Source organism: Cyanobacteria bacterium FACHB-DQ100 (assembly GCA_014695195.1).
Lineage (GTDB): Bacteria > Cyanobacteriota > Cyanobacteriia > Leptolyngbyales > Leptolyngbyaceae > Leptolyngbya.
Genome location: JACJNW010000020.1, coordinates 1 through 13,154, shown reverse-complemented (window position 1 = coordinate 13,154; position 13,154 = coordinate 1). Strand labels below are relative to the sequence as shown.

Genomic DNA, 13,154 nt, shown 5'->3' with positions numbered 1-13,154 from the left:
ATGACGAATTTCTCACAATTCTATCAGTGGAGGACGCGATGCGCTCAATGCTTCCTGGTGCGCCCTGGTTGTTGGCACACAAGTCGATGCTGAAGGTCAACCAACCGCAAAAGGTTTCGCTGTATGGTACTGATTATGTGATGTGGAAGGATGCAACTGAAGCGGTTCATGCCTTGCCGAATGCTTGCCCACATATGGGAGCAATGCTGTCTGAAGGATGGTGTGAAGCGCAGAAGGATGGTACAAGTGCCGTTGTTTGTCCCTTTCATGCGTTGCCTTTTGATGCGCCAGGTTGCACGGTTCTACCGGATTCCGGCAAAAGAACACTGTCTCTATTGACCCCCCTGGAACTCATCATTCAAGGTGACTTTATCTGGTCATATGGTGGATACGAACCTAAAGTTCCTATTCCTACTGTAATGAATGAGATTGCAGAAAAATACGAATTCGTGGGGTATACGGGCGATCGTAGTGTTGAAACCGATCTACTGACCATGCTCCTGAATATGCACGACTATAACCATCAGAACGGCACCCATCGGGATCTGTTTCGCATCACCGAGGTCGAGTTTCATCAATTCATTGACAATGGGCTGAATTCTCATGCGTTTTATGACATGCCCACTGCACCTTACACCTTGGCAGAGAAGCTGAGAAAACCCGATTTATTTCTACTACCGACCACAATCAAGGCACATCTAGAAAACCATTTTCCCTCTCTGATTATCTTCCATGGGGAGATGCCATTAGGGAAGGCAGCACAATGCCATTTCTTTGTACCCGAAGCCGAGAATCGCACCCGGACTTACATCCTGCTTTTCGGTCAAGCGAAACATCCTGCCTTTAAAATGTTTGGTAAAACTTATCTCAAGTTCGGTAAGGTCGTGGTTGATCAAGATGCCGATATTCTAAGCAAGATTTATCCAAACATCCCGCAGAAGATTAAGCTCAATAACGAAGTCGGTATGGATTGGGTACGCCGTAACTTTGAAAATTTTCCTGATGTTGTAGCACCCAATCTTTCCAGATAAATCTCAATTGCTTTACTGACTACGCTTCAAGTGATTCTCTCCCCAATTGCAAAGGACTTGCAGAACAGGTTTGAGCGTCAAGCCATACTGCGTAAACGAATATTCTACTTTAGGTGGCACTTCCGAATAAATGTTACGGTTGACAATGCCATCTTTTTCCAGTTCTCGCAATTGTTGAATGAGCATCTTTTCTGGGATTTCTGGCATCAATCGTTTGAGTTCACTAAATCGCTTTTTCTCATCTTTGAGATGCCACAGAATCAGAATTTTCTATTTTCCACCTAACACTTTTAAGGGGCGTTGGTAAAAGACCAGATGAATTAGGCAGGAACGGGAATCTCTCGGAACTTAAGCACAACCCATTTGAAGATATGAGCTGTATGAACCAGTTGCAAAGCCCTGAATTCCGGCAACGGGACGAGACCAAGTATTCGCGCTTAATATAGCTGGAATGGCTAATGCCGCAAATCCTTACTACTCAATCACTGAGTACTGCTGCATTAGAAGTTCAGTAGAAGTTCAGTTGGGAGCCAGCCATGCTCAGCATGAAGAGTAACCTCAGTTCGGGATAAGAATTGAGACAAGAAAAGGGCAAACCCGATAGGCTGAAAATGCTAAATCTCAAGCCCAGTTTGCCCTCATGCTTAGTCTAGAAGACCTGTTCTGCTCCGTCGATGATTTCTGCAACACCTTTGAACCGCAATGGAATCAGCAACTTTTAGAACATGGACTCCAGATGCGTCAACGACCCCGAAGCCTGAACCTAAGCGAAATCATGACCATCCTGATTGCGTTTCATCAGTCGTGTTACCGCAATTTCAAAACTTACTATCAAGAGAAAGTACAGACCGAGTGGGCAGATGCGTTTCCTAGCTTGGTGAGCTACCAGCGCTTCATCGAATGGATTCCTGGTACCCTCGTGCCGATGTGCGCTTATTTGCGCTCGTGCTTTGGGTCGTGCAGCGGCATCAGCTTTATGGATTCCACGTCGTTACGCGTCTGCCACAATCGCCGCATCGAGCGCAACAAAGTGTTTGAGAATGTTGCCGCACGTGGCAAAACGTCCATCGATTGGTTCTTTGGCTTCAAGCTGCATTTGGTGGTCAATGATCGAGGCGAGTTGCTCAACATCATGCTGACTCCCGGTAACACTGACGACCGCACTCCTGTACCGAAGCTGTTACAGCAGTTGTTTGGCAAGGTGTTTGCTGACAAAGGCTATGTCTCGCAAAAGTTAGCCAAGCAACTGCTCAAAACCGCAGGCATTCAACTGATTACGAAGCTCAAGCGCAACATGAAACAGCGATTGCTACCACTGAATGACCGGTTGATGCTACGTCGCCGCTCCATTATCGAAACGATCATTGTATTACAGTTGTAGATAACTTTCACAGAGACTAGAAGCCTGATTCTATCTTTCAAATTTATTCGTTTGAAAGGGCAAAACAGGCACTGACAAATTGAAGAGGTGCGAAGCTGTAAAGAAGCGAGTGATGCCAAGGGTGGAGCATCGACAACACAAGGGATTAAATAATCAGGCGGAGAACTCATATCAACTCACACGAGTCAGAGAAAAGCGAATGCGACGCTTTAAATCTGCGGGGCAAGTCCAACGATTTCTCTCAGCATTTGAACCGATTCGAGGACACTTCCATCCCAGGCAGCATAAACTGAGTGCGAAACGATACGGAGAACAGGTGCGCCAACGCTTTGAGAATTCGCAAGAAATTGCGCGCGTGAAAAGTGCTGCGTAACATTGAGCAACTGTGTATATTCAAGAATTATTGTGCTTAATTTTGAATATACACAGTTGGGTTGATAATGCCCCTTTAAGAAGCTTTGTAAGACCGTGCGGAAGAATAAATTGTTGTATGATCGACTTCAACAACACGCTCTTGCATCATTTCCTCCGAATTCCACTAGCTTCGAGCATAGCAGCGATCCCATCACAGGTTGAGCAGGATAATGTCAGCCTGAGAACGTTGTCTACTTGAATGGAGCTTTAGGATCAACTGCAGAACACTGTTTTTCTCTTCATAAATCTTGAAATATCACCACTTTTTGCTACCAACCTCACTGAAGCACAAGATCAGAGGAAGATACGATGACAACAGAAGAAATTGCATCATTGATAAATATTTACTTTGACAACATGGCAGCGATGAATGCAAAGGGCTGGTTAGAGATTTTTGCTGAAGATGCTGTTATTCATGACCCCCTTGGAGAACCTCCAAGGCTTGCACATAAAGATTCTCAGCAGTTCTTCAAAATATTAGCTAATTTCTTTGAAAAGATAGAACTGTCAAAAGATGACATCTTCTTTGTGAAGAATGGAGCAGCCGTGAAGTGGACAATGCAGGTCGTTACGAAAAAAGGTCACTCTGTTACCACTGAAGGAATTAGTATTTTTGAAATGAATGACGTTGATAAGATTCAGAAGGTATCGTCTTACTGGGATGAAGCCGCAATGATGACAAAGTTAAAGGGTTAGTATCGCGATATACCCCTAGCTCCGACCCCAGTAAGATTAGTAAAGAAAACCTACTAGATAAATGCCGAATATAGTAAACTTTCTATCTTCATAAGCATCTGTTTTCAGGTCTTCCCAATGCAATATTCTTGGCATTTAAGAGATTTTGTATTTGCCGCCTTCATGACGATCGGTATGATTCTAGCGGTGGTGATTGTAGGTCCGTTTGCCCCTCCTGGGTTACAACTCTTAGCGTGGGCACCGCTGGGCGGCATTTTTCTGACACTGGGTATGGCGCGCTTGCAGCGTCGCGGAAGCGTTGCTCTGATGATTTTGCCGCTTGCTCTGCTGCTCGGACTGATCTCCCCGATCATCACGCTTTATCTCGCAGCGACGGTTTTAATCACTGAAGGCGTCATGTTCTTCATCAGCAACTATCGGAACAAACGGCATCGGTTACTCGGCAATGTTCTGTTTTTCAGCAGCGCCAATCTAGGAGGGTTGTTGCTCGGTGCTTATCTAATTCGAGGCGCAAGGTCTGCTCCTTTTGTGCAGTTTGTGACTCAGCCACTTGTCCTTCTGTTGCTCACAGTTGCGGCTGGACTTGCAGGGGGGATCGGGTGGTGGCTTGGAGAGCTAGCGGTTCAGCAACTTCGCAAAGCTGGAAAAATGGATGTTGATGATTAGGACTCAGCAAACACGACTAGGAATGCTTGGTCAAATTAATCCGCTGCTCAAATTAATCGTTTGTCTCAGTGTCACGATCGTTGCTTTGATCTTGCATCAGCTGGAGGCGATCGGGCTATTAGTAAGTATTTTGCTATTGCTCACACTCTTGACTGTTCGTCTCTCGCTCAAGGTATGGGGCTATAGTGCAATCGTGCTAATTATCGGGGTTGCGATCGCGACAATCTTACGCGACGAGAACACGGCGCTACTCAGTGCGCTGCGGCTGATTGCGATCGCACTGCCTGCACCGCTGCTGGCGGGTACGACTGCGCCTAGTGATTTAGTGAGAGCATTGCAGGCCGTGCGATTACCCGGCTTTTTGGTGCTCAGCATCATGCTGATTTGGCGATTTCTGCCGTTGATTCAGCAAGAAGCTCAACGGATTATTGAAGCGAATCAATTACGCGGGGTCAATTTGGCTCGTCAGCCTCGACAATGGTTTTCTGGGCTATTCCTGCCACTCATCTTTCGGATAGTATCGTATGCCGATGAAGTCACGATCGGATTGGAAACGCGAGGATACGATCCAAACGCTCCCCGGAGCAACAGCCGTCCGCTCAAATGGCAATCCTCTGATACCTACTTTACTCTAGGTGCGGCTGTATTGCTCTGTGGAATCGGGTATCTCGAATGGAACAGATAACTCCTGCAACGAAGCAACCTATCCTGAACGTCATTGACCTCACGTTCCGGCATCCTGGCAGTTCTCAACCGACGCTGAGTGGAGTGAACCTGACTGTTTATCAAGGTGAACTCGTGCTGATTGCAGGCGCAACTGGAAGTGGTAAAAGCACCTTGCTGAACTGCGTCGCGGGCATTGCTCCTAATCATACGGGGGGAGCTTTCAGCGGTAGGATTGTTTATGAGGGAACAGATATTACACAGTTATCCGTGCGCCAGCGATCGCAATCTTTTTGTACACTACTGCAGAATGTAGAGCTGCAAATTTTTACCGATCAAGTTTGGGAAGAAGTTGTCTTTGGCCTAGAGAATTGGCAAATTCCTCCTCAGCAAATTCCTGCGTTAGCGAATGCAGCAATTCACGAATTTGGTTTAGCTGCACAACGGCAGTGGCTGATTCAGCAACTTTCTGCAGGACAGAAGCAACGATTACTGATCGCTTGTCTGTTAACATTGGGTCAACCTGTGCTCTTGTTAGATGAACCCCTAGCCTACTTGGATGCGTCAGGCGTTGAGCAATTACTGCACTTACTGAGATCGCGAGTTAATCAAGGACAAACAGTGCTGTTGGTAGAGCATCGAATTGAGGCTGTTCGTCGGATTTGCGATCGTGTCTTCTCTGTTCGCGACGGTCAACTTCTAGAGCAATCCCCATCAACTGTGCCACCTGAAATTAATTCAGTAGTTCTACCTCAGCCTTTCATATCATCTGTCTTGCTTCTGCAAACTCAGGACCTGAGTTGGAATGGCTATCCTCCCTTTCCTGATCTCCAAGTTCACGTAGGGGAAACCGTTTTACTCAAAGGCGACAATGGATGTGGGAAAACAACACTCCTCAAACTCCTTAGTGGCTTGCTCAAACCCACGACAGGACGACTGGAAATTCTTGGAAGAGAGATGAGCAAACGCAGTGTGGTTGAGATTGCGGCGGTCGTGGGATTTGTTTTGCAAAACCCTAACCATCAACTGTTTGCGGATAGTGTGCGATCTGAAGTGTTGCAGCCCGGCGTGTCACTTGATCGAGCAGATACGTTATTAGAACAACTCAGTTTGAAAGAGTTTGCCGAACAACATCCTCAATCGCTTTCACAAGGACAAAAACGTCGGCTGGCGTTGGGGGCAGTGTTGGCAAGACAGCCACAAATCTGCTTACTCGATGAGATTACGGTTGGACAAGATCCTCACTCTTTGGCGTTGATGCTGCAAGTACTCCGACAGTTTACCCAGCAAGGCGGTGCCTTAATTCTCACGTCCCATGATCCGATTTCTGCTGCAGCTTTACAGGCTAGGCAAATCGATATATCTTTCGTAGCTTGAAGGGAGCGAGTAGAGAGGACCCCATCGCTGCATTAAATGTTACGGGTGATGTGCCATAGCCCTGTGTTCCGCCTCATACAGTTGAGCACAGACTCTTCATAGCCCTACAACAAGAGAACAAAAACAACTTTATTCAATAAACTTCATCAGAAATAAGTTAAGCTGAGCAGCAGGAATTTCTTCTCAGAAGCCTTGCGATGTTGACCTACCAGAGTTTGCGAAACAAGCCGTGCATCTTTCAAAGTTTGACAGGAATTAGTCTGAGCGAGTTCGAGCAATTGCTGCCGTCGTTTGAGCAAGCATGGCAGGCATACGTGGTAGAACACCACATTCAATGCAGGTCTTGGCAACGCAGCTATGGCGGTAGGCGACGGGGGCAACTGAAAGCGGATTGTGACAGGCTGTTGTTCATCTTGGTGTACTTCCGGTTGTATCCGACGCAAGAGGTACAAGGCTATCTGTTTGGCATCGGACAACCGCAGGCGAATGAATGGATACATAAGTTGAGCAGGGTGCTGAATCAAGCATTGGGCTATGAGAAACAGTTACCAGAGCGCGACGCTCGCAAGCTTGAAGCGATTTTGAACGAGTGCCCAGCACTGGAATTTGTTCTCGATGGCACAGACCGAAGAATCAATCGTCCGCAGGACAAGGAGGGGCGAAAAAAGTACTACAGCGGCAAACAGAAAGTTCACGCAGTCAAGAACAATCTGATTGCTGAACGACGCGGCAAAGTGAAGTATCTGAGTGCGACCTATGAGGGCAAAAAGCATGATAAAGCGATAGCCAATGAAGAAGGGTACACCTTTCCCGAGGGTAGTCGCTTGTGGCAGGATACAGGTTTTCAAGGATTCGCACCCAGCGGCGTGATTGTATTGCAACCGAAGAAGAAACCGCGCAATCAGGAACTGACCGACGTGGACAAACAACTGAATCGACTGATTTCAAAACAGCGAGTGGCGATTGAGCATCACATTGGCGGGATCAAGCGGTCTCAGATTGTGATGCAGAAATTTCGCAACCGCAAGGAGAACTACGTGGATCAGGTAATGGAGACGGCGTGCGGATTGCACAATTTTCGCCTTGACCACCGCAAGTTGAGATTCGCCTAATTTGACGAGATCAGGAAACATAGTGCTGAATTCCTACTGGCTGCTATTTCCGATAAAGTTTAATGAACAACTAGACTAGCAATCATCAAAATAAGATGTTCAGGTTCAACCGGTTTTGAGGGATGCATTTGAAATCCGGCGGCTAAGGCTTGTTGCTGATTCATTTCACCCGCAAAGGCAGTCAAAGCGATCGCGAGTTTAGTTCGCTCCAGCTAGCGACTACCTGGCTTTCAAGGGTTAGGTTTAACGTCAGTTCGACGAGATTTTTCGCTGCGGTTTGAGCGGCTTCTTGCCCCCTAAATCCCCCAGAATGGGGGACTTAGAGAACCGCAATTCCCCAATTGAATCGATTCCTAACCCTTCAAAGTCCCCCACCTGTGGGGAATTTAGGGGGCTACCCGCAGGTTCAAACGTAGCTAAAAACTTCTGTCGAACTCACGTGGTTTATAATCCTCTCAGGGTAAAGACGGGCACGTTCAAACCTAATCCCTAGCACTTAGATCAAAACAATGCTTAAAGAGTTAAGATGCTCGTCTACCATTGAGCTTCAAAAGCAGAGTTTAACCCTGTTGAAGCAATATTCCTCGAAGGTGGAGACAAGTGTTCGATGACTGAGGTAAAGGCTGGAGGTTCTAATCGCGCTTCTTCTCAAGATGATTTAGAAGCTGTTTCCCTATCAAAGAGTGAAGAGCAATTTCGCTTGGCGCTAGAGGTATTGCCCGATGGCTTTGTCATTTTACGAAGCGTTCGAGATGCAGCTAAAGCGATCGTTGACTTCAATATTGAATATATTAATCCAGCCGCTGCAAGAATTACAAATTCGACACCAAAAGAATTACTCGGTCAGTCCCTACTACAGCGATTTCTCAACTGTAAAAGCATCGGTATTTTTGATCGCTACGTTGCGGTTGCCGAAACTGGTGATTCTCAAACATTCGAGACCTTTTACGAGAGTAAAGATTTAATCGGCTGGTTTCGCAACGTTGTTGTGAAACTGAACGATGGCATTGCCATTTCCTTTAGCGATATTACGGAACGCAAGCGCGTTGAAGAGGCACACAAACAGGCTGAAGTAGCCTTACAACGCTATCAACTTCTGTCAGAGCATAGTCGTGATATTGTTCTCTACCTTGCTAAAGACGGTCAAATTCTCGAAGCGAATCGAGCAGCAGAACAGGCTTATGGTTATGCTCGTACTGAATTGTTGTCCATGAAGATTGCTGATTTACGCGCATCGCAAACCCTACCAGTGCTCTCTCAGCAGTTTGAGCAGGCTGGACGGGAAGGAATTCTATTTGAAACAATTCATCAGCGCAAGGATGGCAGCGAATTTTTGGTAGAAGTTAGTGCTCAGAGTGCTGTTATTGATGGCGAACTTATAGTTCTAAGTGTTCTTCGAGACATTACAGAGCGTAAGCGATCAGAATCTGCTCTGTGTCAAAGTGAGGAGCGGTTGCGACTGGCAATGGCAGGCGCTCAGATGGAAACCTGGGACGTTGATCTGACGACAGGAAAAGCCATCTGGTCAGAACAGCATTTCACCATGTTGGGATTTGACCCTGTTGCAACAGGGGAAGCAACTGAAGAAATGTGGGCTAGCCGTATTCATCCTGACGATTTAGAGCAAGTGATTCAGGAATGGCAGCAGGCACGGCAAGAGCACAGGTTTTATCAGTCCGAATACCGAGTCATTCGAGCGGACAATGGTCAAGTTTCCTGGCTGGCAGCACTGGGAAGTTTTACTTATGACCAAACAGGTCAGGCTGTCCGAGCGGTCGGGATTTCGTTTGATATTAGCAATCGCAAGCAGACAGAGATGGCCTTGGCTGCTCAAGAACAACGCTACCGCTACATTTTTGAATTAGTAGGCGTTTCGATTTGGGAAGAAGATTTCTCTGATGTAAAAGCCGCGATCAACCAACTTAAAACAGAGGGAGTTCAGGATTTCCGCCAATACTTCATCAACCACCCTGAATTTGTGCAACAGGCAGTCGAAATGGTTCGTGTGCGCGATGTCAATCAAGCATCTCTTCAACTGTTCGAAGCTCAAACCAAAGCAGACTTGTTGAACTCATTACACCAAATTTTTACACCCGAAACCCAAGAGATATTTATTGAAGAACTTCTAGCAATCGCCGCAGAGGAAACTTACTTTGCCGCAGAAACCACCTTGCAGACCCTACAGGGTAAGCAAGTGCATGTCTGGTTTAGCATCATCTTTCCAGATCCTTCAGAACCTTATAACCGAGTGTTGGTTTCGCTTTTAGACATTACCGATCGCAAACAGGTGGAGAAAGCCTTGCAAGAAAGCGAGGAGTGGGCAAGATTAGCGATTCAGGTCGGGCGATTAGGCGGATGGCGCCTACACCTGGATACCAACCTGGTCGAAATAGACAAGCGAATGCGAGAAATTTGGGGAGAACCCGATGATGCAGTGATGCTTCCTTTGCCCCAAGTGTTGGAGCGGATACACCCAGACGATCGCGAACGGGTAGTCAGTGCGGTGAATGCCGCGATTGATCCGCAATCATCTGGAATATACGAAATTGAGTACCGAATTATCTGGGATGACGGCACTGAACGGTGGGTGTTAGCAAAAGGGCAAGCCCAATTTGAAGGAGAAGGCGAGGCTCGACGAACCGTTGATTTTTTTGGCACGCTGCTAGACATTACGGAGCGCAAACAAGCAGAAGAAGTATTGCGGCAAAGCGAAGAACAGTTCCGCAGGCTTGCCAATGCCATGCCACAAATTGTTTGGACAACCAATCCTAATGGAGAGGTCAATTATGTCAGCCAACAGTGGTTCGACTATGCAGGGCTGACTCTAGAGCAAACTCAAGATCCAACACAGTATCTTCAAGTCATTCACCCTGATGATGTCTCACAGCATTATGAGCGATGGTTAGAAGCGTCAGAATCTAGTTCTTTATATCAAGCAGAAATTCGCATTAAGCGGGCATCAGATGGAGCTTATCGCTGGTTTTTAACCCGTGCTGTACCCATTAAAACAGAGCAAGACCAAATCATAGCCTGGTATGGCACCTCTACTGACATCGACGATCGCAAGCAAATTGAAGCCGCTCTGCGGCAGAGCGAACAGCGGTTACAATTGGCTCAACAAGCAGGCCGAATCGGTGCCTGGGAATGGAATTTATTGACCAACGAGGTGTCCTGGTCAGATGGTATTTGGCCCCTTCTAGCCCTTGAGCCAAACAGTATCACTCCTAACTTAGAGGCTTTCACTCGTTTCATTCACCCAGATGACCGAGCACAAGCATTTCAGCGCGTAGAAGCAGTCCTTGCCCAAGGTGACGACTATTACGATGAATTCCGGGTGATCCGCCAGGATGGAATCATCCGTTGGCTTCTCTCTAAAGGGCGGGTAATGCGCTCTGAAGACGGGCAGCCTCTAAGGATTGTGGGCATCAATGTTGATATTACCGATCGCAAACAAGTTGAGGCAGAACGAGAGCAACTTTTGGCAAGAGAGCAGTTAGCCAACCAGACACTCCAGCGGTTCATTGAACATACGCCTGCTGCGGTAGCTATGCTTGATCGAAACATGCGCTATCTCTTTGCCAGTCAGCGTTGGATGCAGGAATACGCTCCAAACTACGCTGACATTACAGGGTTATCCCATTACGAAGTCACTCCTGACATCCCTGAACATTGGCGGCAAATTCATCAACGATGTTTAGCCGGAGCAACTGAACGCTGCGAGGAGGATTACTTTCCACGTGAGGACGGCTCGGCGATCTGGTTACACTGGGAGATTATGCCCTGGTATGTCAGGGTCGGAGAGATTGGCGGCATTGTCATCTTTGCCGAAAACATTACTGAACGGAAGCAGGCAGCGCAGGAGCGTGAAAAACTCCTCGCCCGTGAACAGGTAACCCGGAGAGAAGCTGAACAAGCCAACCGGATAAAAGACGAGTTTTTAGCTGTCCTGTCCCATGAATTGCGATCGCCCCTGAATCCAATTTTGGGCTGGGCAAGACTACTGCAAACGCGTCAATTTGATGAGCCAGGTACAAAGCGTGCCCTAGAAACGATCGAGCGCAATGCCAAACTACAAACGCAGTTAATTGATGATTTACTCGATATTTCACGCATCTTGCGCGGCAAGATGGCGTTAAATGTTTGCCCGGTTAATTTAGCGACTGTGATTGATGCGGCTTTAGAAACGGTGCAATTGGCAGCCGAGGCAAAAGGCATCGAGATTCAGAGGACTGTGTCAGGCGACATTGGATCAATCTCAGGAGATTCTGGACGCTTGCAACAGATTGTCTGGAATTTACTGTCTAATGCAGTGAAGTTCACACCGAACGGTGGGCAAATTGAAATTTATCTAGAGCAGGTTGGTATAGAAGCCAAAATTCAGGTTAGAGATACTGGAAAGGGCATTACTCCAGAGTTTCTTCCCCATGTGTTTGAGTACTTCCGACAGGAGGATGGCTCCACGACCCGCAAGTTTGGGGGGCTAGGGTTAGGGTTAGCGATCGCCCGATATTTTACTGAACTACATGGTGGAACCGTTAAGGCAGAAAGCCCTGGGGAGGGGTGTGGTGCAACGTTTACAGTTCTCTTGCCAATTTCAAACGATGAGAATAGAGAAAACCTAGACGAGGTCAAGCCTTCAATCTCTGTAGTAGAGATGCTGCCCCTTACTAACTTGCGAATTTTAGTCGTAGATGATGATGCCGATATGCGCGAACTCATTTGCACAGTTCTAGAACAGGCTGGAGCACAGGTAAAAGTGACAACTTCTGCGATTGAAGCCTTAGAAACTTTACAAGTATTTAAGCCAGATGTCCTTCTGAGTGACATTGGTATGCCTGAGATAGACGGTTATGAACTCTTGCGACGGATCAGAAACCAATGGTGCGAACAGAATGAACAAATTCCTGCCATTGCTTTAACTGCCTATGCTGGAGAGATAGACCAACAGCAAGCACTGGCCGTAGGTTTTCAACAGCATATTGCCAAACCGGTTGAACCAGAGGCGTTGGTGAAAGCGATCTCTACTCTAATGAAAGAATGCTAGGACTATTACGCCGTGTAGTCATTCTTTTCCCTTCTCTTCACTCTTATGCATAGCCACACCCGCTTCTAGTAACCTGAGTTCGGGTTAAGCCAAACGCTGGAAGCTCGATGGGACAGGACTTAACCGGACTACTGCCTTACATATTATTCTCAACAGGTTTTCCTAATTGAGAATAATTGCATTTGTGAGCTTTATTGACAATGGCTTCGCAGTCATCAGAGTCAAAAGGTACGAGAAATCAAAGTCTTCGGCAATTCCTTATCCCGAACTCAGGTTATGGAGGGTTAGGATTGAGACTGGCAATCGTGCAGCAATTGGTTACGCTACATGGCGGCTCGGTTCAAGCGGAGAGTGCTGGAGTGGGGCAAGGGGCAACCTTCACCGTCCAGCTTCCACTTGCGTCTACTACAACTGGGACTCTGAACTCCGACCCAATTTTCGCCTGTCCACCTGGGTTACAAGGCTTGCATATTCTGGTGGTCGATGACGACGCAGACATGCGCGACCTGGTGACGTGTGTTTTGCAGGACTGTGGAGCAGAAGTCGTGGTAGTGGCATCCGCTCGGGCGGCGCTCCAGCATCTACTCGACGCGACTGTTTCCCAGCCAGATGTCCTTGTGAGCGACATTGGTATGCCTGAGGAGAATGGATTGTCACTGCTGCAACGGGTGCGGGCGCTAGATGAGAATCAGGGGGGACAAATTCCTGCGCTGGCTGTGACTGCCTTTGCTCGAGCCGAAGATCGAGCCGCTGCACTTCAGGCTGGCTTT

General features: G+C 47.3%; 9 protein-coding genes and 2 pseudogenes. 10 read left to right on the top strand and 1 reads right to left on the bottom strand.

Going from position 1 to position 13,154, the window contains the following annotated elements; translation table 11 throughout:
• Window positions 1-38: 38 nt before the first annotated feature.
• Window positions 39-1,031 (top strand): Rieske 2Fe-2S domain-containing protein, encoded by a 993-nt coding sequence (locus tag H6F51_06320; protein ID MBD1822110.1) that lies wholly within the window; start codon window positions 39-41, stop codon window positions 1,029-1,031.
• A gap of 12 nt (window positions 1,032-1,043) precedes the next feature.
• Here H6F51_06320 and H6F51_06315 read toward each other — a convergent pair.
• Window positions 1,044-1,352 (bottom strand): annotated as a pseudogene (locus H6F51_06315) (winged helix-turn-helix transcriptional regulator).
• A gap of 319 nt (window positions 1,353-1,671) precedes the next feature.
• On the opposite strand from H6F51_06315, the gene H6F51_06310 reads away from it, so the two are divergent.
• The 9 genes and pseudogenes from H6F51_06310 to H6F51_06270 all read left to right on the top strand — a co-directional run.
• On the top strand, window positions 1,672-2,412 hold the full coding sequence (locus tag H6F51_06310; protein MBD1822109.1) for an IS982 family transposase: 741 nt from the start codon (window positions 1,672-1,674) through the stop codon (window positions 2,410-2,412).
• A gap of 70 nt (window positions 2,413-2,482) precedes the next feature.
• Window positions 2,483-2,785: pseudogene (locus tag H6F51_06305) on the top strand (IS6 family transposase).
• A 350-nt stretch (window positions 2,786-3,135) separates the two neighbouring features.
• Window positions 3,136-3,522, top strand: a complete 387-nt coding sequence (locus tag H6F51_06300; protein MBD1822108.1) for a nuclear transport factor 2 family protein — start codon at window positions 3,136-3,138, stop codon at window positions 3,520-3,522.
• 117 nt (window positions 3,523-3,639) lie between these two features.
• On the top strand, window positions 3,640-4,188 hold the full coding sequence (locus H6F51_06295) for a hypothetical protein (protein MBD1822107.1): 549 nt from the start codon (window positions 3,640-3,642) through the stop codon (window positions 4,186-4,188).
• Window positions 4,175-4,873, top strand: a complete 699-nt coding sequence (locus H6F51_06290; protein MBD1822106.1) for an energy-coupling factor transporter transmembrane protein EcfT — start codon at window positions 4,175-4,177, stop codon at window positions 4,871-4,873. Before H6F51_06295 ends, H6F51_06290 begins: the two co-directional genes overlap by 14 nt.
• Window positions 4,861-6,228, top strand: a complete 1,368-nt coding sequence (locus tag H6F51_06285) for an ABC transporter ATP-binding protein (GenBank protein ID MBD1822105.1) — start codon at window positions 4,861-4,863, stop codon at window positions 6,226-6,228. Before H6F51_06290 ends, H6F51_06285 begins: the two co-directional genes overlap by 13 nt.
• Window positions 6,229-6,428: 200 nt before the next feature.
• Entirely contained in the window at window positions 6,429-7,340 is a 912-nt protein-coding gene (locus H6F51_06280; protein MBD1822104.1) for a transposase, read from the top strand.
• Between the two features lie 607 nt (window positions 7,341-7,947).
• On the top strand, window positions 7,948-12,384 hold the full coding sequence (locus H6F51_06275) for a PAS domain S-box protein (protein MBD1822103.1): 4,437 nt from the start codon (window positions 7,948-7,950) through the stop codon (window positions 12,382-12,384).
• Window positions 12,385-12,584: 200 nt separating this feature from the next.
• Window positions 12,585-13,154, top strand: a 570-nt coding sequence (locus tag H6F51_06270) for a response regulator (GenBank protein MBD1822102.1), incomplete at its 3' end; no start/stop codon positions are given.

What these genes read in the sequence shown, in the direction of transcription:
- H6F51_06320 (MBD1822110.1), top strand. Translation starts at nt 39, where the DNA reads ATGCGCTCAATGCTTCCTGGTGCGCCCTGGTTGTTGGCACACAAGTCG.
- H6F51_06310 (MBD1822109.1), top strand. Translation starts at nt 1,672, where the DNA reads ATGCTTAGTCTAGAAGACCTGTTCTGCTCCGTCGATGATTTCTGCAAC.
- H6F51_06300 (MBD1822108.1), top strand. Translation starts at nt 3,136, where the DNA reads ATGACAACAGAAGAAATTGCATCATTGATAAATATTTACTTTGACAAC.
- H6F51_06295 (MBD1822107.1), top strand. Translation starts at nt 3,640, where the DNA reads ATGCAATATTCTTGGCATTTAAGAGATTTTGTATTTGCCGCCTTCATG.
- H6F51_06290 (MBD1822106.1), top strand. Translation starts at nt 4,175, where the DNA reads ATGTTGATGATTAGGACTCAGCAAACACGACTAGGAATGCTTGGTCAA.
- H6F51_06285 (MBD1822105.1), top strand. Translation starts at nt 4,861, where the DNA reads ATGGAACAGATAACTCCTGCAACGAAGCAACCTATCCTGAACGTCATT.
- H6F51_06275 (MBD1822103.1), top strand. Translation starts at nt 7,948, where the DNA reads ATGACTGAGGTAAAGGCTGGAGGTTCTAATCGCGCTTCTTCTCAAGAT.